Origin of the sequence: Ruegeria sp. (assembly GCF_965199275.1) — a bacterium.
Taxonomy (GTDB): domain Bacteria; phylum Pseudomonadota; class Alphaproteobacteria; order Rhodobacterales; family Rhodobacteraceae; genus Ruegeria.
The window spans coordinates 245,484-270,932 of record NZ_CBDAQX010000008.1 but is presented as its reverse complement, the minus strand read 5'-3'; the positions used below and the strand labels follow the sequence as shown (position 1 = coordinate 270,932).

Genomic DNA, 25,449 nt, shown 5'->3' with positions numbered 1-25,449 from the left:
GGTATCGCCCGGGAATAGACCACGAGATATGGCGGTTCGCTGCGAAAGCAGCACATCAGGATGAGGGCAGACGGTGGCAACCCGGGCACAGAGCGGGATTCTCCCATCGGTTAACCGGTGGCGCAGATCCCGGAAACTGCGCAATTACAGCACCTTCGGGCTGGTTCTTCTGGGGCCGGTCTTGGCGCTTGCGACATATCTTGTCATTGGTCCTTTCGATCTGGGCGCAACTGCCCCGACGTTGCGCCTGATTCTGCTGGCCGACCTCGTTTACGTGCTGGTCGTTGCGGCTCTGGTGATGAGTCAGCTGGGCAGTCTGATCGCGGCGCGGAGGGCCAAATCAGCGGGATCGCGCCTGCATTTGCGTTTGATTGGCGCGTTTACACTGCTGGCACTGGTGCCGACGGTGACGGTCGCGATCTTTGCCGGGCTGACGGTGAATATCGGCCTTGAAGGCTGGTTCTCGGACCGGGTTCGGCAGGTTGTGGGGTCGTCGCTGACGGCAGCCGAGGCTTATGAGCTTGAGCATCGGCAGGGTCTGACACAAGACGCCGCCGTTCTGGCGCTTTTCCTCGACAATGCACGCGCGCGGGATTTCTACATCTCGGATGCGGAATTGCGCGAGGTTCTGGCGCAGGGGCAGGCTCAGATCCAGCGTGGCCTGCGTGAGGCCTACGTAATTGACGGCGACGGTGAAATCCGGTCGCGCGGTGATCGCTCTTACCTGTTCAACTACGAAGCGCCGACCCCCGAGCAGATGGCCGCAGCCACAGAAAGTGGCCTTCTGATCATCGCGGACTGGCAGAACAACGAGTTCCGCGCGCTAGTGCCGTTGCAGGCATATCTGGATCGGTACCTCTATGTCAGTCGTGAGGTCGACGGCCAATTGCTGACCCTGCTGGATGACACCAAGGAAACAGCGCAATTCTATCAGCAGCTTGAAAGCGAACGCGGGCGGGTGCTGTTCGAGTTCGGTCTTCTTTATCTGGGCTTTGCGCTAATCCTGATACTTGCAGCGATGTCGCTGGGGATGTGGTTCGCGGAACGCCTCTCGCGGCCCGTGGGGCGCCTGACTACAGCGGCGCAGAGGGTCGGTGCGGGCGACCTAAGCGTGCAAGTGATCGAAGAGGCCAGCGATGACGAAATTGCCATGCTGGGTCGGTACTTCAACCAGATGACACGGCAGTTGAAAGGCCAGCGGGACACGCTGCTCGAGAATACTCAGCAGATCGAAAGCCGCCGACGCCTGTTCGACTCGGTGCTGAGTTCGGTAACCTCGGGCGTGGTCGGCGTGGACCCGGAAGGGTGCGTGACCTTCGTAAACCGCTCGGCCGAGCGGCTGCTGGATTGGTCCCGGGGCGAGGAGCATCTGGCCATCGGCATCGCGGTGCCCGAATTTCTGCCGTTGTTCGAAAGCTTGAAAGACAGCGGACAAGAGGCCGTGCAAGGTGAGATCAAGGTCACCCGCAAAGGCCAGTTGGAAAACCTGCTGGTGCGGATGGCCACGCGGCGGGGCGAGGATGGCGGGCTCGAGGGCTATGTCGTGGCCTTTGATGACGTCACCGATCTGGTCAGCGCGCAGCGTATGGCCGCGTGGGGCGATGTGGCCCGGCGGATTGCACACGAGATCAAGAACCCTCTGACCCCGATTCAGTTGAGCGCTGAGCGGATCAAGCGGAAATTCTCACGTAAGCTGGATGAAGAGGATTGCGATATCCTCGTCTCCATGACCGACGTGATCGTGCGTCAAACCAATGACTTGCGCCGGATCGTGGATGAGTTCTCGAAATTCGCGCGCATGCCCGAGCCTGAACGGAGCGAAGAGGATGTCGTTGCGCTGGTGCGCGAGGCGGTGCTGTTACAACAGGCTGGTCAACCCGAGGTGCAGATTGATGCGGATCTTCCGGACCAACCAATCCCGGTGGATGTGGACGCGACCATGCTGAATCAGGCGTTTACCAACTTGATCAAGAATGCCGGGGAAGCCATTGAAACCTTGAAGGAAAAGGGCGCTCCTGAAAACCTGAAGCCGCAGATCAAGGTAGCGGTCTCCAGCGACGATGCTGGGACGATCATCACCATTGCGGATAACGGGATCGGGCTGCCGGAAGACCGTGCGCGGTTGTTCGAGCCCTACGTAACCACACGCGACGAAGGGACCGGGCTGGGCCTGCCTATCGTCAAGAAAATCATCGAAGAACACGGCGGAGCGCTGACGCTAGAAGACGCGCCCACCTTTGACGGACAGGACCATTTCGGCGCAATGGCCGTGATCCGTTTACCGGGGGCGAACCTCCCATCCAATTCAGCGCCACAGAAGCAGGCGATTAAAACCAACATAATGAAAGCAGGCCAAAGATGAGCGACATTCTGATCGTAGATGACGAACGCGATATTCGCGAACTGGTGTCCGACATTCTGGAGGACGAAGGCTATTCAACCCGGCTAGCGGCGAACTCGGATGAGTGCATGTCGTCGATCAATGCTGAGCCGCCGGGGCTGTTGATCCTGGATATCTGGCTGAAAGACAGCCGCATGGATGGGATTGATATTCTTAAGGCGGTGAAACGCGACAACCCGGATGTGCCGGTGGTGATTATTTCGGGTCACGGCAATATCGAAATCGCCGTCGCCGCAATCAAACAGGGCGCGTATGACTTTATCGAAAAGCCCTTCAATATCGACCAGTTGATGGTCGTGATCCGCCGCGCGATGGAGACCTCACGCTTGCGTCGAGAGAATGCTTCGCTGAAACGCAAAGAGGTCAGCTGCTCGGATATGATCGGCAAATCGGCCTCGTTCCGGGCGATGCAAGGCCAGTTGGACAAGGTCACCAAGTCGAACGGCCGTGTGATGCTGAGCGGACCGGCGGGTTCGGGCAAGGAAATCGCGGCGCGCTATATCCACGCGCATTCCAACCGGGCCAATGCGCCCTTCGTGACGGTCAATTGCGCTGGAATCGAGCCAGAGCGGGTCGAAGAGGTTCTGTTCGGGCGCGAAAGCAGCGAACGCGGTGTGGAGCCGGGCCTGCTGGAAGAGGCCCACGGCGGTGTGATCTATTTTGACGAAGTGGCTGATATGCCCTTGGGCACCCAGTCCAAGATCCTGCGTGTACTGGTTGATCAGCAATTCCAACGCGTTGGCGGCTCGGACAAGGTGCGGGTCGATCTGCGCGTGATTTCCTCGACCAATAAGAACCTCGATGATGAGATTGTGGCCGAGCGGTTCCGGGAGGAACTTTATCACCGTCTGAACGTTGTCCCGATTGACGTCCCTTCGCTGGAGGACCGTCGTGAGGATATCCCGGTTCTGGCGCAGCATTTCATCGAAATGTGCAATGAAACTCGGGGTTTGCCGGTTCGGGAACTGTCCGAGGAAGCGGTTGCGCTGCTGCAGACCATGACATGGCCGGGCAACGTCCGTCAGTTGAAGAACCTGATCGAGCGTGTCCTGATCCTCGGCGATGGCACAGGCCCGATTGAGGCGCGCGAGCTGCCGAGCGATGAGGACAAGGCCGAGGATTCGGGTCGTGTCGTCCTGTCCGGTGCGCTGGCCACTCTGCCCCTGCGCGAGGCGCGCGAGGCGTTTGAGCGGGAGTATCTGCTGACCCAGATCAACCGGTTTGGCGGCAATATCAGCCGCACCGCCAGCTTCGTCGGGATGGAGCGCAGCGCGCTGCACCGCAAGCTGAAATCGCTGGGTGTTGTGACCTCGAACAAATCGGGCGCGCGCGTTGCCCAAATTGATGAGCCGGAACCGGCAGAGTAATCTGCTGGGAAGGTCACGATGGGCATCGGCGCGCCAACCACGGGCAAGCGGCTTGAGACTCGGGGCTATCCGGGCTTCGGCAAACGCCTGAAACGGTTGCGCCGGTCCGTCGGGTACAAACAGGCCTATCTGGCCGAGCTGCTGGAGGTGGATCAGGCCACCATCTCACGTTGGGAGAGAGGCGGGCAAACGCCGCCTCCGGACACGCAACAAGCGGTCTTTGCCGTGCTTGGTCCAAAGCGTTCCGATGACAGTGCGTTGCGGCGCTTGGTGATGAATTCCTCCGATTGCCTTCATCTGGTCGAAGAGGCGAGCCATAAATGCCTTGCCTATTCCGCCAGTCGGGCAAGGGACTGGAAAACCAGCCAGAACGCGCTTTTGGGCGTGTCGCTCTGGCAGTTTGCGACCGAAGAAATCCAGAAGGCCGAGGCCGAGTTGGAAGCCGAAGGGTGGTGGGATATGCACACGCCCGCGCCCAAGGCTTTCCAGACTTCCGAGGCCATTCACGACCGTATTCGGATCAGTGCCGGACAAATCTTCTGGGAACGTCTCTACCTGTCTGACGGCACGCCGGTTCGTCTGGTCAGCGGGACGAAAGCAGGCGCATAATTTATGCGTTCCGTGGGCTGAGTAGGCGCTGTAAAAGCGCCCCATGATGCAAGCATTTCAGGTTCTTCTCCTCTGGCTGGCCGGTCTGGGTGCGGCCACGCAATTTGCCAAGATTGCCGTGCCGTTTCCCGAGCTTGTGCTGCTTTACCCCGATCATGCCGAGAGTATGGGGTGGCTGTTGTCGATCATCAGTCTTCTGGGCGCGGTTCTGGGTGCGGTGTCCGGTGCCGTCGTGGGGCGCGTCGGGGCGTTGAAACTGCTCTTTGGCGGGTTGTGTCTGGGCGGCGCGCTGTCGATCTTTCAGGCGAGCCTTCCCGGGTTTAACACAATGCTGGCCACCCGGTTTGTCGAGGGGGTCTCGCACCTCGCCATCGTCGTCGCTGCGCCCACGCTGATCGCTCAGATTACCAGTGGCAAGGCGCGCAATATCTCGATGGTGTTGTGGAGCACATTCTTCGGCGTGGCCTTTGCACTGAACGCCTGGATCGGCCTGCCGGTCGTTGAGCATTTCGGGTTGCCCTTTTTCTTCGCTCTGCACGGGGGCTTGATGATCGCCATCGCGGGTCTGATCCTGCTTTGTGGACTGCACGTTCAACCATCTCAGGATGTTGCGCCTTGGCGTTGGAGCGAACTCCTTGACGTGCATCTGCGCACTTACCGGTCGCCCTTTATATCGGCTCCGGCCATAGGCTGGTTCTTCTACACCTTAACCTTCGTCTCTTTGCTGGCCATCCTGCCCGGTCGGCTGCCCGATGGGCTGGCCGCTACGGTCGCAGGCTTTATGCCCTTGGCAGGCATTGTTCTGAGCTGGCTTGCGGTTCCGATCCTGTTGTCTCGCACGTCCTGCGTTGCGGTCGTAAACTTGGGGTTTGCGCTTGGCATGATGGCTATCGCAGGGGTGTTTCTTGGCGTGCCGCTCGAACTTGTTTGTATATTTCTGTTTGCGGTGCTGGGCCTCGTGCAAGGGGGTAGCTTTGCTGCCGTGCCGATCCTGAACCAAACGCCCGAGACGCAGGCCCTCAGCTACGGCGCCATGGCGCAGATGGGCAATGCGGGGAACCTGTTGGGTACGCCTGTTCTGTTGGCCGTCCTTGGGCGGACGGGCGAGGCCGGTATGTTGATGACAGTGATCGGAATCTACGCGGTGGCGATCCTTGCGCATGTCGCATTGGCGCGAAAACGAGCGCTCCGTCAGCCGGCCTGACCGGGCGTGATGATCTGAAACGACCCGTCATCGAATTTGACGAAGCAGGATTCCGTATTCAGCGGAGGCAGGGTCGTTGTACGGGTTGCCGGAACGCGGGATTTCACCCCGGATTTGCAGGGCGGCAGGCTGACAGGGCGAAACCCTTTCTGCGCCATGCACTGTGCCTCAACCGTGTTGCGAAGGGGTTGGTTGACGTCGACCGTGTATATGCGCCCCGGCTCCCACCAACCGCCCGACCGATAGCACCGTCCGCTTCCGTCGCAATAGGTGCGGCCCGGCCAATAGGTCGGCGGGCCCTGACGGACCTGGTTGGCAACCGGTGCCTGTTCAAGCGCCTGTACCTTACACTGAGTGGTTTGTTCCTGCATCTTCGATACGCTTTCCCCCTCGCGATAGTATATGGAAAGCGGGCCGCAGGCAGTCAGCAGCATCACTGGAACAAGCAGGTGAACGAGTGTTTTCATATGCTTATTCTGCCCGAAAAGGTCGGGTATGACAATTCAATTGACCCTCTCAGGACCATCTGTCATTCAAAGATTTCAGGCAGAAGGGCCAGAAACATGAAGGTCATCATTTGCGGTGCGGGTCAGGTTGGCTGGCAGATCGCACGGCATCTATCGGGCGAGCTGAACGACGTCACGGTGGTGGACAACAACCCTGATCTTGTGCGCCGCGCGACGGAAACGCTCGACGTGCAGGGGATCGCGGGCTTCGCCAGCTATCCGGATGTGCTGGAACGGGCGGGGGCGCGCGATGCCGACATGATCATCGCCGCAACCCATTCGGACGAGGTGAATATGGTCACCTGCCAGATGGCCCATTCGGTTTTCGCCATCCAGCGCAAGATCGCGCGTTTGCGGTCGCAATCCTACCTTCAGGCGATCCACTCGGACCTCTATCGCCGCGATCACTTGCCAATTGATGTGGTGATCAGCCCCGAGCGTGAGGTCGCCGCCGCCGCTATGCGCCGCTTGTCGGCCCCGTCCGCCTTTGACACCGAGATGTTCATGAACGGCAAGGCCCAGCTGCTGGGCATTCGGATCGACGAAGATTGCCCGATCGTGAACACGCCTCTGCGGCAATTGACCGATTTGTTCTCGACCCTCAGCTCCATCGTGGTCGGGGTCCGGCGCGAGGGCAGCCTTTTCGCACCTGAATCAGAAGATCAGCTGTTCGTGGGCGATGAATGTTATGTCTTCACCAGCGTGAAGGATGTCGACCGAACGATGGAGGTGTTCGGCAAAGCGCAAAAAAGGCAGGACCGTGTTGTGATCGTCGGCGGTGGCAATGTCGGGCTCGAAGTCGCGCGAACACTTGAAGAACGCGAAAGCCGCGTGCGGGCAAAGATAATTGAACGAGACCGGGAATGCGCCGAAAAAGCCGCCGAAGCGCTGGAGCGGACCATCGTCCTGCATGGCGACGGGCTGGACTCGGCTTTGCTGAACGAGGCAGGCATCGACCGTGCCGACGCGATGCTTGCCGTCACAGATGATGACCGCACCAACATGCTGGCAGCCGTGCGCGCCAAGGCCGAAGGCTGTGCGCTGGCGATTGCGCTGATCAACGATCCCAGCATGGTGGCGTTGATGGGGCCTCTGGGGATCGATGCTTATATCAACCCGCGAGCGACCACCGTCAGCTCGATCCTGCGCCATATCCGGCATGGGCGGGTGCGGCAGGTTTACTCCATCGGCGACGCCGAAGCCGAAGTGATTGAGGCTGAGGTGCTTTCAACCTCGCCCATGGCCGGGCAGAAACTGCGCGATATCGACTTCCCCGAGGGTGTTCTGGTTGGCGCTGTTCTAAAAGGCGACGAACTGTTGCGCCCAACGGGCAGTCTGCGGATTGACGAAAAGGACGTGCTGTCGATCTTTGCCATGGCTAAGGACGTCCCCGAGGTCGAACGGCTGCTGCAGGTCTCGATTGATTTCTTCTGATGGCGCGTGTGGTCACAGCTCGGATCGGGGTATTGCGGCGCTTGCCGCTGTTTCTGCTGATCTGGGGGATTTCGGCGCTATCGATGTGGGTGCCGGCGGGTTATGCGCTGGCGCTGGATGATCACGATACCTCGCGGTCTTTTCTCTATTCCGGGCTGCTTGGGTTGTTTCTGGTATCCGCGATCGCGCTGGCGGCCTCGAACCGGGTGCCGCGGCGGGGGACGCTTGGGCAGTTGGCGGTGCTGCTGGGCTGTTTCACCATTCTTCCGATCTTTCTGGCCATCCCGTTCCACGACGCGCTCGGCAATACCACCTTTCTGAACGCCTATTTCGATATGGTCAGTGCCCTGACCACGACCGGAGCAGATTTGTTTCCCGACCCTGGTCGCCTCAGCGCACCGTTGCATCTTTGGCGTGCACTGGTGGGTTGGATGGGCGGATTGCTGATGTGGATTGCCGCTGCCGCGATCTTGGCGCCGCTGTCACTGGGCGGGTTCGAGGTCACAGCGCGGGGCCAGCCTGGTCGGCCGGTATCGGGCGTGGCACAAAGCGAGCAGGTCGATCCGCGTGGCCGCTTGCTGCGCGTGACCCGAACCCTGACGCCGATCTATGCGGGCCTGACCGCCGTGGTCTGCATCCTGCTGTTGATCGCCGGAGAACAAGGCCTGGCCGCAATTTGCCATGCGATGTCGGTGATGGCGACCTCGGGTATCTCTCCTGTTGGTGGGCTGGAGGGCGCGCAGGCGGGCATTACGGGGGAAATGATCCTGTTTCTCTTCCTGCTTTTCGCCCTGTCGCGCCTGACCTTTTCAACCGACACGGCTGCCAGCGGCTTTGCGAGGCTGGACAAAGACCCGGAGTTTCGTATCGGGCTGTTCATCGTGTTGGCGGTCGCGTTGCTGCTGTTCTTCCGCGTTTGGGCAGGGGTCAATGAAATTGGAGGCCAGCTGCAGCCGTTGCAAGCCCTACACGTGATCTGGGGAATGCTGTTCACCGGCCTTGCGTTCCTGACCACAGCTGGGTTCGAGAGTGCGAATTGGAACGATGCCCAGCAGCTTTCGGGTCTGGGGACTCCAGGCTTGGTTCTGATGGGGCTGGCGCTGGTTGGTGGCGGTGTCGCGACTACGGCAGGTGGGGTCAAATTGCTGCGGGTCTTTGCGCTTTACCTTAACGGCGCGCGCGAGATTGACCGGCTGATCCACCCATCCTCGGTCAGTGGTACCGGCGGCGGCAACCGCCGCATTCAAAGCGACGGAGCCTTCATCGCGTGGATCTTCCTGATGATGTTCGCGCTGACCCTTGCCCTGTTTAACCTGCTGCTGGCCCTGATGGGGTCGGGGTTCGAACAGGCCATGGTGCTGAGTGTCGCCGCCCTCAGCACAACCGGGCCGCTGATCGAGCTTGCGACGGATGTCCCGATCCGCCTGGTTGACCTGTCGGGCGGGGCCAAACTGACGCTCTGCGCGGCGATGGTGATCGGTCGGCTTGAGACGCTGGCAATCATCGCGCTGATCACGCCGACCCTGTGGCGGGATTGAACCACTGCGCGTGCCCGGCGTTACTGCCTGATTTTTCGTCTGGAATATCTGTGCGCGTCACTCCATACTCTGCCAGAGGGAGCGCGTTGGTCCGCAGCGCGTAGCAAGAACAATGGCGAGTTAATAAAATATGGCTTCGGACAGACAGAATCTGCAGGACGCGTTCCTGAACAATGTACGGAAAGCAAAAGTCCCGGTCACGATTTTCCTGATCAATGGCGTGAAATTGCAGGGTGTGATCACTTGGTTCGACAATTTCTGCGTATTGTTGCGCCGCGACGGACAGTCGCAGTTGGTCTACAAACACGCGATTTCAACCATCATGCCATCGCAGCCGATCAACCTGTATGAGGGCGAAGACGCCTCTTGATGGAACATGAAAGGAAGCGCACCCGAGCTTGGGTGCTGCATCCTGAAATCAAATCAGATGAACAGCGCCGCGTCCCCGGACCCGCGCTGGAAGAGGCAGTGGCACTGGCTGCCGCATTGCCCGATCTGGATGTGATCGGGTCCGAGATCGTGCGCCTGCCGCGCGCCCAACCGGGGCTTCTGTTTGGCAGCGGCAAGATCGACGAGCTGGCTGAACGGTTGCACGATAGCGAGGTCGAACTGGTTCTGATCGACGGCCCCGTGACACCGGTTCAGCAGCGCAATCTTGAGAAAGCCTGGAAGGTCAAGATCCTCGACCGGACGGGTTTGATCCTTGAAATTTTCAGCGACCGCGCCCGCACCCGCGAAGGTGTTTTGCAGGTCGAGATGGCCGCGCTCAGCTATCAGCGCACGCGGCTTGTCCGGGCCTGGACCCACCTGGAACGCCAGCGGGGCGGTTTGGGCTTTGTTGGCGGCCCGGGTGAAACTCAGATCGAGGCCGACCGCCGCGCCATTGACGAGCAACTGGTGCGTTTGCGTCGGCAGCTGCAAAAGGTGGTCAAGACGCGCACGCTGCATAGGGCTGCACGGGCCAAGGTGCCGTATCCGATTGTTGCCCTGGTGGGCTATACCAACGCGGGCAAATCAACCCTGTTCAACCGCCTGACCGGGGCTGAGGTGATGGCCAAGGACATGCTGTTTGCCACGTTGGACCCGACCATGCGCCGCGTTGTTCTTCCCGACGGCCCCGAGGTGATCCTGTCGGACACGGTGGGTTTCATCTCGAACCTACCGACCGAGCTGGTCGCTGCGTTCCGGGCAACGCTTGAGGAAGTTCTGGGCGCGGACCTGATCGTGCATGTGCGCGACATCAGCCATGATGAATCGCAAGCGCAGGCCGATGACGTTCAGGCTATTCTCACCTCACTGGGTGTGGATGATGAGCGGCCCATGCTCGAGGTTTGGAACAAGACCGATCTGCTGGACGCGGATGAGCGTGAGGCGGTTTTGGCGCGTGCTGACCGGGATCCTTCGATCTTTGCGATCTCGGCCGTGACCGGGGATGGGATCGCGCCTCTGTTGGCTGATATCGCGACAAAACTGCAGGGGGTCCGGCGCGAAACCACTCTCTCGCTGAGCTTCGCCGAAGGGAACAAGCGCGCGTGGCTGTTCCGACAGGATGTCGTTCGATCCGAAGAGCAGACGGAAAACGGGTTTGAGATTACGGTACTTTGGACCGACAAACAGGCAGCGCAGTTTGCAGGGCTTTGAAGGCTAGCTACCGGCGATCTGCCTGTGAAAATCCTCCATATCGAACCAGCCCACAGAGGATTTGACCGTGTATTCGGGTGTCAGCTCCCACTCTTCCCATCCACGAACCACCACCTGATTACCTGTTTCGGAATGATGCCCTTCCATCGTTTTCACGAAGATCGCGTGTGATCCAGCCCAGCGAAACATATCGCATCGCACTTCGAGGTTGGAAAATTCAGCGTGAAAACCATGCACCATTTCTACGATGGCGTCCCGGCCTTTGTGCGGGTCGCCTCGGTTGATGATGATCTGCCCATCGGGCGCGAAAAAACGTGCGACATCCTCTGCGTCACCGGAGCTCCAGGCGATGGCGTAGTCGCGCGCTAGATTGTTCAGGATGTCCCGAATGCTTGCCATGATCGTCCCCCACGGATCCCACATCACCTGGTCGGTGATCCTAGGTTAAAATGGGAAGGCTTGCCACGACACCTCGGAAATCGGGGCGAGGAGTCGCCGAATGGGCGGATTATTGCGGGGTGAGCGTGGTAACACCCACCGCAGCGGCCCGGGCCAGATCAATGTCGAGGGACATCGGGATGTATTCTCCGCGCCGCCACAACTGCGCCTGATCGTCATAGTAGCGTGACAGGAAATGCCCGGACTGCCCGGTTGCGGTGATAAAGACGGAACTGTCGGGATCGGCGAAATCGTAGACTCCGCGATAGCCTGCGCCATGCACGTTCAGGAAGGGATCGGGGCCTTCGCCTAATGTCCGTCCACGCAGCAGCGTGTTGTCGCCTCCGCTAGTAGATTGGCGAATGTTTACGAAGTAGCGCAGGACAGGAACATTCCCCAGGACCGGATGATCATGGGTGGCCTGATGGGCATCGCCCCAGCGCAGGGATTCCAGTGTGGTGCCGTAGGTCTCGGCGATCCAGATCAGCGCGTCGTCCAACGCCAGCTCTGCCATGTCCGAGCAGGTCTCGACCGGGGCGCTTTGGCGCACGTCACACCAGACCGACGCGCCATCAATGTCGCGGTAAACCCGTTCGATGAACAGAGGTTCTACATGTTTGAACTCGCTGGCCAGCGGGCCGAGTTCATCCCCGATAAGGCGGATCTGCAAGGCGCGTAGCCAAGCGGCATAGATCAGAGGTTCGGGTAGATGTTCGTTCATTTCGCCATTCCATTCCGCCAGCAGGGACAGGGCGATCTGGCGCTGGCGCTCGGGCGTGCCTTCGGGGGCCGAGGCACCGGTGAACCACAGATCAGCTCCGATCAGCGGTAGCAGCGAGCGCGCGGTGAAACTGACAGTGTCCAGTTGCGCCTCGATAAAGCTGTCGCGGGTATGGACTTCGCGTGATTGCATCAGCCGTTCCCAGCGGTGAACGCGCTGCGTGTCACCCCACTCGAACGAGACATGGTTGGGAAACGGACGGTCGATGATCTTGTTGTTGGTGTTGCCCAGCAGACCACCGGCGGGTGAGGTGAACTCGGGGTTGGTGGCGTAGGGCATCCGGCCTTGCCACCGGTTTTCCGCAATCCAGCCGGGCGTTGGAATGCGCCCTTTGCTTTGGTTGAGGCGGTCGCGCTGAGGGACTGCTCCGATCAGTTTCAGGCCAATCGTTTCGGTGTCGACCAGAGACAAGTTCTGGGACGGTGCGATGAACTTCTCTGCGACGTCAATGGCTTCGCGCACGGTATCGGCGTTCATCAGGGCCATTGAGGCGCTCATCGACGTGTCATTCGGGCTGAGGGCGGTCCAGGACAGTGACGCGACATGCCCGGGTGGCGTGATCGTCTCAAGATCATAGTGGCTGCCGGGCAGAACCGGGCCATTTTCCGTCCAGCGCAGGGTCAGAGTGATGGGGGCTTCGTCCTTGATTTCGATGATCGAAGGGCGACTCTGGAATTCCTTGAACCCGTCCGGGGTCAGGTATTCCTCGGGATTGTCAGGGTTGAGCTGCTCGATATGCAGGTCCTGATCGTCCAGATAGGAGGAGGTCAGGCCCCAGCCCAAACGGTCGCTGCGGCCGCTCATCACGGCGGGAATGCCGGGAATTGTTGCGCCGATCACGCCGCCCTTGGCAAGGTTCAGATGGGCCAGATACCACACGCCGGGCGCAGTGAAACCCAGATGCGGGTCGTTGGCCAGCAGGGTTCCGCCACTGGCCGATCGCGAAGGCGCGGCAACCCATGCGTTTGACGCTCCGGCTAAACCACGTTTGGGGAACGGCGACAGCGGCGTATCCGGCATAGGCGTCCCAGTGGCATAGCGCGGCAGGCCGGGAAACAACTGGGCATATTCGGGCAGGGCGGCGATACCGGCGCCGGGCACATCTGGCAGAATGTCGACCAGCCGTGCCGGATCGTCCAGTATCAGCGAGGTTCTGGCGCGCAGGACCTCATCCTTCAGATGGCCTGACAGCTGTAACCCCATAAGCTTGATCACGGCGAGGCTGTCACCGGGTTGCCAGGGTGAGACCGGGGCGTTGAATAGAAACATCTCGGGCGCGCCGCGGCCTAAAGCCTCTTCGTTGATCTGTGTGAGGCGGGCATTGACCCCCGCGGAATAGGCGCGCAGCGCAGCCTTTGTGTAGTCGTCCTGCGCCTCGACCGAGCGATGGGCCAGGCCATAGAGGTCAAGCCGACGCAACAGCTTGTCGATGGTAACGGTGCGCGCGCCAAAAACCTCGGATAGACGGCCCTGTGCGGTGCGGCGCATGACTGTCATCTGCCACAAACGATCCTGTGCATGTGCGTAGCCCAAGCCAAAGAACACATCCGGATCTGTTTCGCCAAGGATATGGGGCACATTCGCTGTATCGCGAATGATCTCAACCGGGGCGGTGACACCCTGTACCTCAAGGGTTTGATTGTATTCGGGCAGCGACTGGCTGGCCAGAAAATAGACCAGTCCGATGGCGGCAAGAACCAGCAGGACAAGACCCGTGGTGATGCGTATCAACCAGCGAAAGACAAGAGCCATGGACGTCCCACTTTTATTCGTTCTTCACTTGGCGAGAGGTTACTTCAAGGTCGCCCCAATCGAAAGAGGAACACTGCGGAAACCTGCCTTGAAGTGGCAATGAAAAAGACCCCGCCCCAAGAGGGGGCGAGGTCTTTCAGAGAGGGGCGTGGTAGTGCAAAATCAGGGGACGATGCGGGTGTATTTGATGCCTTCGACGGTCGCGCCGATCTGCAGGCCCGCCTGGCCGAAGATGGCCGCCAAGACCGGGCTGAGCAGGGTGGTCGTATCGGTCGACAACTGGTCGCCTTGATCGCTGACCACATAGCCGATATCGGCACCGGCCGTCCATCCGCTGGAGCGACGGAAGTCGTTGAGCGCGTCCTCGGTCATGAAGAACAGAACGTGCGCATATTGCTGCGCGCCGATCTGCAGACCCGCGGTGCCTTTGACGGCCGAGTAATAGTCAACCGTCGCTCCATTGATGCGCAGTGCGCCCTGACCATACCCGCCGCCGAACATGAACCCGGCCTCTGTGATCAGGGGCATGACGAGCATGCCGTTGGCTTTTTCTGCGATCTCGACCGTGTTGGGGTAGCGGGCAAACATCTCGGTCAGGGTCGCGTCGACACGGGCATCAAGGGTGGCCGCGTTCGAGTTGCCGACGCCGTTGCCGCAGGCTGCGGTCAGGGTCAGACCTGCCATGCCCAAGGCAAAGCCGCGACGATTCAGTCGGGGAAGGGTGGAACTGCTCATGGTTTTTGTCTCTGTAACTGTGCCTGATATGTCGGGTGTTCCCGATCTTATGTGCAAGAATACGCCGATTGGCCCTGCATGTCACGACAAAGCTGCCGCGGCCCGCGAAACAATCGGCGAAAAATCGCGAGGTGCCGGGGTTTTAGCCTTGAAGAACCCGTGCGACTAGCGGCGCGAAATAGGTCAGTATTCCGTCGCAACCCGCGCGTTTGAACGCCAGCAGACTCTCCAGCATCACCTTGTCGCCATCGATCCACCCGTTCTGCGCCGCCGCCTGGATCATCGCGTATTCGCCCGAGACCTGATAAGCATAGGTGGGCGCACCAAACGTGTCTTTCACACGGCGGCAGATATCTAGATAGGGCATGCCCGGCTTGATCATCACCATATCGGCCCCTTCGGTCAGATCGCGCTCGATCAGGCGCAGGGCCTCGTTCGAATTCCCTGGGTCCATCTGATAGGTTTTCTTGTCGCCGGTCAGGGCGCCAGAGGCACCAACCGCATCGCGGAACGGGCCGTAAAAGGCGCTGGCATATTTCGCGGCATAGCTGAGGATCATCACGTTGTGATGACCCGCCGCCTCAAGCGCCGAGCGCATCGCGCCGATCCGGCCGTCCATCATGTCTGACGGACCGATGATATCGGCCCCGGCCTCGGCCTGCGCAAGGGTCATCTTGACCAGCGCCTCAACGGTCTGGTCGTTCACGATCTCGCCATCCACCACATAGCCGTCATGACCATTTATGTTGTACGGATCCAACGCCACGTCGGTCATGACCGCGATATCCGGCGCCGCGGCCTTGATCGCGCGGATCGCGCGGTTCGAGAGGTTGTCAGGACTCCAGGCCTCAGCGCAATCCTCGGTCTTGAGTGAAGCATCGGTATAGGGAAAGATGCAGATCGCGGGGATTCCAAGGGCTTGCGCCTCGACCGCTGCTTTGGCGATCAGGTCGACCGACCGCCGCATCACGCCGGGCATCGAGGGCACCGGCTCTTCAATACCTTCGCCGTCGCGCACGAAAACCGGCCAGATCAGATCATCGGTGGTCAGCGTATGCTCGCGCACCAGCCCGCGGATCGCATCGGTCTGACGCGCCCGGCGAAAACGGGTCTGAGGGTAAGGGGCGATGGTCGGTTTCATAGCGCGTCCTCCTTGAACATTGCCGCATTGGGTGGCATGAATCCGCCAAGGGCTCAAGGGCATCAATGGACGCGCCATTGCGACAGAACCCTCTGAGGATTGTGAATAAAGGGCTGCGTTTGGACTGGTACTCTAAGATTTTCGAACTCATCGACATGCGCAGCTTTTCGAATCTGTGGTTCTGGATTGTGCTGGCGGTGATCTGGTCTTCGGCCAGTCACTGGTCAATGGGGGTACCCTACGACATGGTAGTCCGCGCCCGCCGCGTCGGCGGCCAGCTTGAGGTCGACCTGCTGGACATCGTGCGCATCAACACAAACCGCATGCTCTACTATGTCGAGGTGTCGGGCATGGTGATGCTGGCAATGGCGTGTTTCGTCTTTACGGCGTTGGCGACACTTGGCTTTTTCTATTGGGTTGAATTCGCACAGGCCGTGTTCCTACTGTTGTTTCCCCTGGTGATCGTGACTTTCATCAACATCTTTCACGCACGCCGTTTGCGGCGGCACGAGCTGACTTTGGAGCGAGTCTCCAAGACGCTGTCACGATGCCGCCTGTACACGCAGATCATCGGCATGATCTCGATACTGGTCACTTCGATGTGGGGCATGTATCAGAACCTTTCAATCGGCGTTCTGGGATAGCGAAATCTGAAAGGGTCAGGGATGAAGGCTCCGAACCACGTGACAGTCGGCGGCGCCCCCGAAGGGTATGACGCACAGCTTGTCCTGAACGAAATCGCGCACTCGGGCGGGCCGGTTTGCCATGTCGCGCGCGATGACAAGCGGTTGGAGGGGATGCGGGCAGCACTCGCGTTCTTTGCCCCCGATATGCCGGTTTTCGTTTTCCCCGGTTGGGATTGTCTGCCCTATGACCGGGTCTCGCCCAACGCGGATATTGCCGCGGCACGGGTGGCAACGCTGGCCGCACTGGTCCACCAGATGCCTGAGCGTTTCGTGCTGCTGACTACGCTGAATGCCGCGACCCAGCGTGTTCCCGCGCGCGAGGTTCTGCGCGAGGCAGCCTTTACCGCTCGCGTCAACCAACGCGTGGACGAAGACGCCCTGCGCAAGTTCCTGGTGCGGATGGGGTTCACCCAAAGCCCCACCGTGATGGAGCCCGGAGACTACGCGATCCGGGGCGGGATCATCGACATTTTCCCTCCGGGCGAATCCGGCCCCGTCCGGCTGGACCTGTTCGGAGACGTTCTGGACGGCGCGCGCCGCTTTGATCCGGTCTCGCAACGGACTACTGAAAAGCTGGAGGTTGTGGAACTGGCCCCGGTCTCCGAGGTCATTCTGGACGAGGCCGCCATCACCCGATTCCGCCAGAACTATCGCATCGAATTCGGCGCGGCGGGTACGGATGATCCGCTCTATGAGGCCGTGAGCGCGGGCCGAAAACACCAGGGCATTGAACATTGGTTGCCTTTCTTCCACGAAAAGCTGGAAACCCTGTTCGACTATCTTCCAGAAGCAACGATTTCTCTGGACGATCAGGTCTCACCCGCGCGTCTGGCGCGGTGGGATACGATTGCTGATCAGTATGAGACGCGGCGGCTGGCGCTGGAAAACCGCTCGCGCATGGATACGGTCTACAAGCCGACACCGCCCGGTTTGCTCTATCTCGATGACGCCGCGTGGGATCAGACCGTGGGCGATCGGCGGGTGTTGCAATTCAGCCCTCTGCCGCAGGCCAGCGGACCCGGCGTGATCGACGCGGGCGGGCGGATCGGGCGGAACTTTGCGCCTGAGCGTCAGCAGGAAAGCATCAGCCTGTTTGGCGCTTTGGCGGACCACATCAAGGGCAAACTGGACAAGGGGCCGGTGCTGATCGCGTCCTATTCCGAAGGCGCGCGCGAACGTCTGACCGGCTTGATCGAAGACGAAGGTCTGGCCGAGGCGATCCCGGTCACCGACGGCACGCGTATCGGCAAAAGGGGCCTCCATCTGGCGGTTTGGGCGTTGGAGCATGGGTTCGAGACGGCGGACCTGACCGTGATCGCCGAACAAGACGTTCTGGGCGACCGCCTGATCCGTCAGCCCAAGAAACGCCGCAAGGCCGAGAACTTCCTGACCGAGACCCAATCCCTTAGCCCGGGTGACCTTGTGGTGCATGTTGACCACGGCATAGGCCGCTACATGGGCATGGAGGTCGTCACAGCCGCCGGTGCGGCGCATGAATGCCTGCTGCTGGAATATGCCGAAGCGGCCAAGCTGTACCTGCCGGTCGAGAATATCGAGCTGCTGTCGAAATACGGACATGACGAAGGGCTGTTGGACCGTCTGGGCGGCGGCGCCTGGCAGGCAAAGAAAGCCAAGCTGAAAGAGCGCATCCGCGAGATGGCGGACAAGCTGATCCGCATTGCCGCTGAACGCGCCCTGCGCAAAGCCCCCGTGATGGACCCACCACCCCACGCGTGGGAGGAGTTCAGCGCGCGCTTCCCCTATCAGGAAACGGACGATCAGTTGCGGGCCATCTCGGAAGTCATGGAGGACATGCATTCCGGCGCGCCAATGGATCGTCTGATCTGTGGCGATGTGGGATTTGGCAAGACCGAAGTCGCCATGCGCGCGGCCTTTGTCGCCGCAATGTCGGGCGTGCAGGTAGCCGTCGTCGCGCCGACCACTCTGCTGGCTCGTCAACACGCGGCCTCGTTCAAGGAACGCTTCCGAGGCTTCCCTCTGGAGGTCCGGCAGCTATCGCGTTTTGTTTCGGCGAAAGAGGCGCAACAGACTCGAGACGGGCTGGCGCGCGGGACAGTCGATATTGTGATCGGCACCCATGCTCTGCTGGCGAAAGGTATCCGTTTCAACAATCTCGGCCTGCTGATCATCGACGAGGAACAGCATTTCGGCGTCGGCCACAAAGAGCGCCTGAAACAGCTGCGCTCGGATATCCACGTCCTGACCCTGACCGCAACTCCGATCCCTCGGACGCTGCAACTGTCGCTGACGGGTGTGCGCGACCTGTCAATCATCGGCACGCCGCCCATCGACCGTCTGGCCATCCGCACCTATGTCAGCGAGTTCGACGCGGTCACGATCCGCGAGGCCCTGCTGCGCGAACACTATCGCGGTGGGCAAAGCTTCTATGTGGTACCACGCATATCGGACCTGCCCGAGATCGAAGAGTTCCTGAAAGAACAGCTGCCAGAGCTGACCTATGTGGTTGCCCATGGTCAGATGGCGGCAGGTGAACTCGACGACCGAATGAACGCATTCTACGACGGCAAGTATGACGTGCTTCTGGCGACGACGATTGTTGAGAGCGGTTTGGATATCCCAACTGCGAATACGATGGTTGTGCATCGGGCGGATATGTTTGGCCTCGCGCAGCTCTATCAGATCCGAGGCCGGGTCGGGCGGTCGAAAACCCGTGCCTATGCCTACCTTACCACTAAACCGCGCCAGAAACTGACAGGCACCGCCGAAAAGCGCCTGCGTGTTTTGGGGTCGCTTGATACGCTGGGGGCCGGGTTCACACTGGCCAGTCAGGACCTCGATATTCGTGGGGCCGGAAATCTGTTGGGCGAAGAACAATCCGGCCAGATGCGCGATGTGGGTTATGAACTCTACCAGTCGATGCTGGAAGAGGCGATTGCCAAGATCAAAGCCGGTGAGATGGAAGGGCTGTCGGACGCCGATGACCAATGGGCGCCTCAGATCAATCTGGGCGTTCCGGTCCTGATTCCCGAAGATTACGTTCCCGACCTGGATGTGCGTTTGGGCCTCTATCGCCGCCTGTCGTCGCTCTCGACCAAGGTGGAACTCGAAGGGTTCGCCGCGGAACTGATTGACCGGTTCGGTGCCTTGCCGAAAGAGGTGAACACCCTGATGCTGGTCGTCCGCATCAAGGCCATGTGTAAGCGTGCAGGTATTGCAAAACTGGATGGCGGGCCGAAAGGCGCGACGATCCAGTTTCACAATGATAAATTCGCCTCGCCGCAAGGGTTGGTCGAATTCATCCAGAACCAGCGCGGCATGGCGAAGGTCAAAGACAACAAAATCGTTGTGCGGCGCGACTGGAAGAAAGACAGCGACAAGATCAAAGGCGCTTTTGCGATTGCGCGTGACCTTGCTGAGAAAGTCGTGGCAGAAAGAAAAAAGGCCAAAACAGGCGGATAGTTAGGAAGGGGGGCGCTGCCCCCGCCGCGGCAAGCCGCGACTCCCCCGGGATATTTCCGGCCAGATGAAGCATTGGATCCGGACTTCATCTGGCTAAAAATACCTCCGCCGGAGGCATCGCGCGTAGCGCGATTCAGGTCTGCATAGCGGACTGGGCGCAGAAACAGGATGCGGCGACTGCGCGGTCGGCCCTTGCCAGGGCCAAGTCCAGCCTCTGTTTGATCTGAGGTAGCTCAATCGTATCACCGCGGGCTTTCAGGCAATCGTGCAGGCCCTTCAAACTCCAGATATTGTCCGGATGGATCGAGGCGCGACTGAGAGTTCCACCAAGGCCCAGATCTTCTCGGTAAACGGTTTCCGCCTCGGTCAAATAGCCTTGTTCGAAGAGCAGCGCGCCCAACGCGTGGCGGGTGGGTTGCATCCATCCCCAAGGCTCGTCGTAGGGCAACGTGTCGTCCAATTCGACAGATCGGCGCAGGTGGGCGAAGGCGAGATCGAAGTTTTCCTTTCGGTATTCGATCTCACCGCGCAGCATTTCGGTTGCGATCTCCAGCAGGTCGATGACGCGGTTGTTGTGCAATCGCCGAGCCTCGGGCACTCGGGCTTTGGCGTTGAGGAACAGCTGCTCTTCGGCCTCGGCGCAGGGCACATCGCCGGTCGCGGCGAAAGCAAGCGCGCGGGCGTAGTGGGTGGTTGCCGTCAGCGTGCGGTACAGGTCGGGGTCGTCGGGTAGCACCAGCGCTTTTGCCTCCTCCCATCGCCCAAAGCGGATCAAAATGTGAGGCCCCATGGACATGTAACTTTCGAAGAAATCCGCCATGGGCGGGCTCTCGATGCGCAACATCTCTTCGGGGGTCGTGTCCCAGATACCTTGGTTGGCCCGCAGGGCTGGTTCGATCTGGCCCAGAAACATCGCGCCATAGATTGTGAAATGATAGTCGTGCTGGCGGTAGCCTGTGTAGATGTTGAACGCTCCTTCACGCTCATAGTATTTCAGGTCCGCTTCCGAGGCTTTCTGGTTCCAATGCACCACGTTATGATAGTGGCCGCAGAGGATATCTATGTGCGTCGGCATATGAACAAGGTGGCCCGCATCGGGGACCAGAGTGCGTAGGATATCGCCCGCTTTGAGGGCCTTTTCGGGGGTTGGGGACATCTCCATCAGGTGGACATAAAGGTGCAGAAGGCCGGGGTGAGACATGGCGTCGGGGTCGTTCTGCATGGCCCATTCCAGCGCCTCTTGCGCCTCAAGCGTGGCGGCACCTTCGGCGGGTTGACCAGTTGACAGGTCCCACATTTGCCACGGCGTCAGGTTGAGCAGCGCCTCAACATAGATTGTACGCAAGTCTAGGTGATCTGGCTGAGCCTTGAAGGCCGCGCGCATCGCGTCGGCAAAATCATAGTCCCACTCATGCATGCCCTCGGTCGTGTCGCGCTGCGGATAGCGGGACGGCAGGGCGAGGATCAGAGCCTTTTCAACCTCGGTACAGCTATCGGCTAGGCTCAGCGCCTTTTGTAAGCGTAACGAGGTGCTCACCCATTTTTTGCCTCGCGCGCTAGCCCCTGCGCTGTCAGATTTTCCTTATCGTAACAGGGATAAGGATTTTCTCCATGGAGTCGATGACGGAGTTCCTCCGCTCGTTGGGCGTTGAGTATCAAGTTGATGGCCGTCGCCGATGGTCGCATGATGCGAAGGCATACATTGTTGCCGAGACTTTGAAGCCGGGGGCGACGGTAAAAGCTGTGGCTGGTAAATTCGGGGTCAATGCGAACCGATTGTCGGAATGGCGTTGTCTGGCAAAAGATGGGAAACTGGTGCTTCCAGCTCCGGAGCCTGATGAACATGTTGAGTTTGCGCCCGTGGTTCTTTGTGACGGTGATGAGGCAAGTGTTCAGCCGCAGGTTCGCCCGCCATCGTCACCAGCGGAAAAGGTCGAGATCGTTTTCCGCGGGGTGTCGATCAATTTGGGCACCGATACATCGGCACAGCGAATTGCCGAGATTGCCCGAGCGGTTGGGGTTGTTGAATGATTTTCCCTGCACAGAAGTTGCGCATTCTGGTCAGCACACAGCCGGTGGATTTTCGCAAGGGTCATGATGGCTTATGTGCTCTGGTGCAGTCGGTTCTGCGGGAAGACCCGTTCAGCGGGACGGTGTTCGTATTTCGCGCGAAGCGAACGGATCGGCTGAAGCTGGTTTTTTGGGATGGGTCAGGTCTGGTTATGGCTTATAAGCGTCTGGAAGATACAGACTTCGTCTGGCCTGCTATTCGCGATGGGGTGATGACGCTGAACAGAGCACAGTTTGAGGCGCTTTTTTCTGGTCTGGACTGGCGGAAGGTCAAACCTGTCGAGACGCGGCGGCCAACTGCGGCAGAGTGAATCAGGCGGTTGATTGGGCAGGATTTAGAAGTTCGGGCTGTGTATGCTCGCAGGTATGACTGCCGACTCCAATGGTTTCAATCTTGATGCTCTGCCCGCCGAACATAAAGAGGCTGTTCAGGCCTTTGTCGAGGACAATGCACGTCGGGTTGCCGAGTTGGAGGAACTGACAACCAAGCAGAGCGCCTGCATATCAGATCAGGGGGCGCACATTGCAGATCAGGCCCAGCAAATATCGGATCAAGATCGGCAGATAACGGGTCAAGACCAACAGATTGCAGAGCAAAACGCTTTGATCCTTCGTTATGAAAGCCTGATTGCGGAATTGAAGCGGGCGCTTTACGGCAAGAAATCGGAAAAACTAACTCAGGACGAGCGTAATCTCGGGGCCGAAGATCTTGAAGTTGCGCTCAGCGAGGCGGAGGCCTCAAGCGAGGCAGCCACTCAATCCTGTGACAAAGAGAAAAAGGCAAAGCCCAGGAAAGCGCCTGAGCGCAATATCGGCAATCTGCCTGAAGATCTGCCGCGGATCGAACAGGTGATCGAACCTGACAGTGTTGAATGTCCGTGCGGATGCGGCGCGATGCATAAGATTGGTGAAGATCGCAGTGAACGGCTGGACATCGTGCCCGCGCAGTTGCGTGTGATCGTAACGGTCCGTCCGAAATATGCCTGCCGGTCATGTGCTGGAGGCGTGAAACAAGCACCGGGACCATCGTGGCTGATCGAGGGCGGACTTCCGACCGAAGCGGCCATCGCGCACGTGTTGGTCAGCAAGTATGCAGACCACCTTCCTCTGTACCGTCAATCGCAGATACTTGTGCGCTCTGGCATCGACATTCATCGCGCCACGCTCGCGGGCTGGGTCGGAAAGGCCGCGTTCCACCTCAAGCCGGTTGTTGAGCGGCTGGCGGAACACCTGAAGTCTTCGACCAAACTGTTCATGGATGAAACCACGGTCCCAGTCCTCGATCCGGGAGAGGGTAAAACGAAAACCGGTTATTTCTGGACGTTGGCACGTGACGACCGATCCTGGAGGGGCGATGCACCACCAGGGGTTGTTTATTTCTATGCACCCGGTCGGGCTGGCGAAAACGCAGAGAAGTTTCTCAAGGGGTTCAACGGTGTTCTGCAGTTGGATGGGTATCAGGGGTATAATCGGTTGATGCGGCCAACGCGGAAAGGGGGCTCTCCGATCCGAGCCGCCTATTGTTGGAGCCACGCTCGCCGCAAACTGAAGGAGGTCTTTGACCGCGACAAGTCCGGGATCGCAGCAGAGGGCTTGCGTCGGATTGCCGAATTTTACGCAATTGAAACTGAAATTCGGGGCCTTCCACCCGAACAGCGCCTGTCTGCGCGCCAGACACAAACCGCGCCCTTGGTTGCCGAGTTCGGCACCTGGCTTCAGGAGCAGCGCCTGCAGGTCTCTAAAAAATCCAGACTTGGTGAAAAGCTCAACTACATTCACAAACATTGGGACGGCTTGCAGGTCTTTCTCAGTGACGGCCGGGTTGAGATCGACTCCAACAACGTCGAAAATCTCCAAAGACCAATTGCCCTTGGGCGGAAAAACGCACTGTTTGCGGGTCATGATGAAGGCGGCGCCAGTTGGGGCCGTATCGCATCTCTGATACAGACCGCGAAGTTGAACGGCGTGGAACCCAATGCATATCTGACCTCAACGCTCCAAAAAATAGCAGCCGGTCACCCCCAAAGCCGTATCGACGAGCTCCTGCCATGGAACTTTCAAAAGTCAAGCTGAAATGCCATGTGTGTGCCTCGTTACGCTTACCGCCTTTTGCGTGGCTTCAAAGGCCTTTGTCAGTGCTTTCTGCCGTCCCCGGTCGTCTTGCAAGTCCCACGGCAGGTTGTAGTTCGGGCCGGCTGCGTAGGCGACGCCCCAATGCGCCATGGCGCAGTTTGGGTCATGTTCGACTGCTTTTTCAAAGCAGGCGACGGCCTCATCATGATTGTAGCCGTAGGTCCAGACGAGCCCTCGGTCGAACCAGAGTTGGGCTTCAGCTGATGCTATCGAAACAGGGCAGGAATAGGTGCCCAGATCGTAGTACTCACTCATAACTGACCCTCCGCCATGTTGGTCGAGACAGCGTAGCGCGTTTGATCCGGTCTGAAAATCCTCAGGCGAGCAGTCTGTTTTCGATGCGGCCCATATGGATCATCAGGCTGAAGGCCAGGATACACATGGTCAGAATGCCGGTAGTCAAAGGCAAGATCGAGCCGTCAAATAGCAGCCCGACTGGGGCTGCAATGGCCGCGGCCAGCACTGTCGAGACCGAGCCGATGACAGAGGCCGCCATTCCGGCAATATGCCCCATCGGCTCCATCGCGATGGCGTTCAGGTTGCCCATGGTGACACCCGCCATGAAGAACACGGTGGTTTGCCAGGCCACGAACAGGCCAAACGAGGCGTCGGGCGACAGCGGGAAGGAATTGGTCACGATAACCAACGCGGTGATACCGATCTGCGCCCCCAGCGCCCAAGTCACCATGCGGCGCATGCCAACGCGCACCACAAGGGCTGCATTCAACACACTGGCCGATCCCGACATCAGTGCGACGAACCCGAACCAGAACGGAAAACTCTCGGCCCGGTCATGTATCACGTCATAGACGGGCTGAACCATGGTCAGCATGGTGAACAAAATCCCCATGCACAGGGTTTGCACCATGATCGACAGGCGCACGGTCGGATGGGCGAACATCTCTTTGGTCGCGGCGACCATCAGCGGCAGGCGGAAGGGGCGACGGTTCTCGACTGCCAGCGTCTCGGGCAGGCGGGCTCCCATCCAGACGCAGACGATCAGGGCGAACAGGATGAACGATACAAAGATACCGCGCCAGCCAAACAGGGCAATTACTCCGGCCCCCAATAAGGGCGCGACGGCAGGCACGAGTGTAAACAGCAGCATGGCGATTGAGACGATACGCGCCATGATCCGGCCCGAGTACAAATCTCGGATGACCGCCATGGCCACAACGCGCGGACCCGCAGCACCAAGGCCCTGCGCCACACGGGCCGCCAGAACCAGCTCGAGCGAGGAACTGGCCCAAGCCACGGCCGAGGCCGCAATATAAAGCGCGACACCACCATAGATGACCGGTTTACGGCCAAACGCATCCGACAGGGGGCCGGTAAAGAACGTGCCAATCCCCATCCCAAGCACGAAAGACGTCAGGATCAACTGCGCGCGATTGACGTCATCCGGGCTGAGCTGCGCGCCGATCTCGGGTAGGGCAGGCAGCATCGAATCGATCGAAAAGGCGATGGTCGAGAACATCATTGCGATCAGCGCAATGAACTCTCCACGAGACATGCGGTTGGTCATGGGGACTCCTTACCTGATCGCGCTATCACGACGGATCAGGTTGCGCC

Annotated in this window: 21 protein-coding genes; 13 read left to right on the top strand and 8 right to left on the bottom strand. The window is 59.6% G+C overall.

Annotated elements, in window-relative coordinates:
• Positions 1–73: 73 nt before the first annotated feature.
• The 4 genes from ACOERD_RS03515 to ACOERD_RS03500 are packed head-to-tail and all read left to right on the top strand — an operon-like array spanning position 74 to position 5,581.
• Positions 74–2,362, top strand: coding sequence for an ATP-binding protein (locus ACOERD_RS03515; RefSeq protein ID WP_419738068.1), 2,289 nt, complete (start codon positions 74–76; stop codon positions 2,360–2,362).
• A complete protein-coding gene (locus tag ACOERD_RS03510; protein WP_419738067.1) occupies positions 2,359–3,768 on the top strand; it encodes a sigma-54-dependent transcriptional regulator in 1,410 nt (469 codons plus the stop codon). Before ACOERD_RS03515 ends, ACOERD_RS03510 begins: the two co-directional genes overlap by 4 nt.
• Positions 3,769–3,786: 18 nt before the next feature.
• Entirely contained in the window at positions 3,787–4,377 is a 591-nt protein-coding gene (locus ACOERD_RS03505) for a helix-turn-helix domain-containing protein (RefSeq protein ID WP_419738066.1), read from the top strand.
• 43 nt (positions 4,378–4,420) lie between these two features.
• Positions 4,421–5,581 (top strand): MFS transporter, encoded by a 1,161-nt coding sequence (locus ACOERD_RS03500; protein ID WP_419738065.1) that lies wholly within the window; start codon positions 4,421–4,423, stop codon positions 5,579–5,581.
• Here ACOERD_RS03500 and ACOERD_RS03495 read toward each other — a convergent pair.
• Entirely contained in the window at positions 5,569–6,048 is a 480-nt protein-coding gene (locus ACOERD_RS03495) for a hypothetical protein (RefSeq protein WP_170466659.1), read from the bottom strand. The two genes, ACOERD_RS03500 and ACOERD_RS03495, sit on opposite strands and share 13 nt — an antisense overlap.
• Before the next feature lie 96 nt (positions 6,049–6,144).
• Between ACOERD_RS03495 and trkA the strand changes: the two genes are divergently transcribed.
• The 4 genes from trkA to hflX all read left to right on the top strand — a co-directional run bounded on the left by trkA (position 6,145) and on the right by hflX (position 10,700).
• The gene (gene trkA / locus ACOERD_RS03490) at positions 6,145–7,521 is read left to right on the top strand and encodes a Trk system potassium transporter TrkA (RefSeq protein ID WP_170466662.1); all 1,377 of its coding nucleotides are present in this window, start codon (positions 6,145–6,147) and stop codon (positions 7,519–7,521) included.
• The gene (locus tag ACOERD_RS03485; RefSeq protein WP_170764485.1) at positions 7,521–9,059 is read left to right on the top strand and encodes a TrkH family potassium uptake protein; all 1,539 of its coding nucleotides are present in this window, start codon (positions 7,521–7,523) and stop codon (positions 9,057–9,059) included. The genes trkA and ACOERD_RS03485 overlap by 1 nt, the downstream gene beginning before the upstream one ends.
• A gap of 130 nt (positions 9,060–9,189) precedes the next feature.
• Positions 9,190–9,429 carry an RNA chaperone Hfq gene (hfq, locus tag ACOERD_RS03480; protein WP_005982826.1) on the top strand — a complete coding sequence of 80 codons (240 nt, stop codon included), beginning with the start codon at positions 9,190–9,192 and terminating at the stop codon, positions 9,427–9,429.
• Positions 9,429–10,700 carry a GTPase HflX gene (gene hflX / locus ACOERD_RS03475; RefSeq protein ID WP_419738064.1) on the top strand — a complete coding sequence of 424 codons (1,272 nt, stop codon included), beginning with the start codon at positions 9,429–9,431 and terminating at the stop codon, positions 10,698–10,700. Before hfq ends, hflX begins: the two co-directional genes overlap by 1 nt.
• Positions 10,701–10,703: 3 nt before the next feature.
• Here hflX and ACOERD_RS03470 read toward each other — a convergent pair whose 3' ends face one another.
• The 4 genes from ACOERD_RS03470 to hemB all read right to left on the bottom strand — a co-directional run bounded on the left by ACOERD_RS03470 (position 10,704) and on the right by hemB (position 15,547).
• On the bottom strand, positions 10,704–11,099 hold the full coding sequence (locus ACOERD_RS03470; RefSeq protein ID WP_170373854.1) for an SgcJ/EcaC family oxidoreductase: 396 nt from the start codon (positions 11,097–11,099) through the stop codon (positions 10,704–10,706).
• A 109-nt stretch (positions 11,100–11,208) separates the two neighbouring features.
• The gene (locus ACOERD_RS03465) at positions 11,209–13,671 is read right to left on the bottom strand and encodes a penicillin acylase family protein (protein WP_419738063.1); all 2,463 of its coding nucleotides are present in this window, start codon (positions 13,669–13,671) and stop codon (positions 11,209–11,211) included.
• A gap of 162 nt (positions 13,672–13,833) precedes the next feature.
• Positions 13,834–14,406, bottom strand: a complete 573-nt coding sequence (locus tag ACOERD_RS03460) for a YSC84-related protein (protein WP_419738062.1) — start codon at positions 14,404–14,406, stop codon at positions 13,834–13,836.
• 142 nt (positions 14,407–14,548) lie between these two features.
• Entirely contained in the window at positions 14,549–15,547 is a 999-nt protein-coding gene (hemB, locus tag ACOERD_RS03455; RefSeq protein ID WP_419738061.1) for a porphobilinogen synthase, read from the bottom strand.
• Positions 15,548–15,666: 119 nt separating this feature from the next.
• Between hemB and ACOERD_RS03450 the strand changes: the two genes are divergently transcribed.
• Both ACOERD_RS03450 and mfd read left to right on the top strand, forming a co-directional pair.
• Entirely contained in the window at positions 15,667–16,191 is a 525-nt protein-coding gene (locus ACOERD_RS03450) for a component of SufBCD complex (RefSeq protein WP_419738342.1), read from the top strand.
• A gap of 21 nt (positions 16,192–16,212) precedes the next feature.
• The gene (gene mfd, locus ACOERD_RS03445) at positions 16,213–19,674 is read left to right on the top strand and encodes a transcription-repair coupling factor (RefSeq protein WP_419738060.1); all 3,462 of its coding nucleotides are present in this window, start codon (positions 16,213–16,215) and stop codon (positions 19,672–19,674) included.
• Positions 19,675–19,807: 133 nt separating this feature from the next.
• Here mfd and ACOERD_RS03440 read toward each other — a convergent pair whose 3' ends face one another.
• A complete protein-coding gene (locus ACOERD_RS03440) occupies positions 19,808–21,211 on the bottom strand; it encodes a hypothetical protein (RefSeq protein ID WP_419738059.1) in 1,404 nt (467 codons plus the stop codon).
• Positions 21,212–21,294: 83 nt separating this feature from the next.
• Between ACOERD_RS03440 and tnpA the strand changes: the two genes are divergently transcribed.
• Genes tnpA through tnpC form a run of 3 tightly spaced genes read left to right on the top strand, consistent with a single transcriptional unit; the run spans position 21,295 to position 23,817 of the window.
• Entirely contained in the window at positions 21,295–21,705 is a 411-nt protein-coding gene (gene tnpA, locus ACOERD_RS03435) for an IS66-like element accessory protein TnpA (RefSeq protein WP_419737609.1), read from the top strand.
• Positions 21,702–22,055: an IS66 family insertion sequence element accessory protein TnpB gene (gene tnpB, locus ACOERD_RS03430; RefSeq protein WP_419737608.1), complete on the top strand. Its 354-nt coding sequence runs from the start codon at positions 21,702–21,704 to the stop codon at positions 22,053–22,055. Before tnpA ends, tnpB begins: the two co-directional genes overlap by 4 nt.
• Before the next feature lie 55 nt (positions 22,056–22,110).
• Positions 22,111–23,817, top strand: coding sequence for an IS66 family transposase (gene tnpC / locus ACOERD_RS03425; RefSeq protein ID WP_419737621.1), 1,707 nt, complete (start codon positions 22,111–22,113; stop codon positions 23,815–23,817).
• On the opposite strand, the gene ACOERD_RS03420 is transcribed toward tnpC, so the two are convergent.
• Together ACOERD_RS03420 and ACOERD_RS03415 are read right to left on the bottom strand one after the other, a co-directional pair.
• Complete coding sequence (locus ACOERD_RS03420) at positions 23,809–24,132, bottom strand: tetratricopeptide repeat protein (protein ID WP_419738058.1); 324 nt, start codon at positions 24,130–24,132, stop codon at positions 23,809–23,811. The genes tnpC and ACOERD_RS03420 overlap by 9 nt on opposite strands.
• A 61-nt stretch (positions 24,133–24,193) precedes the next feature.
• On the bottom strand, positions 24,194–25,402 hold the full coding sequence (locus ACOERD_RS03415; protein WP_419738057.1) for a multidrug effflux MFS transporter: 1,209 nt from the start codon (positions 25,400–25,402) through the stop codon (positions 24,194–24,196).
• Between the last annotated feature and the right edge of the window lie 47 nt (positions 25,403–25,449).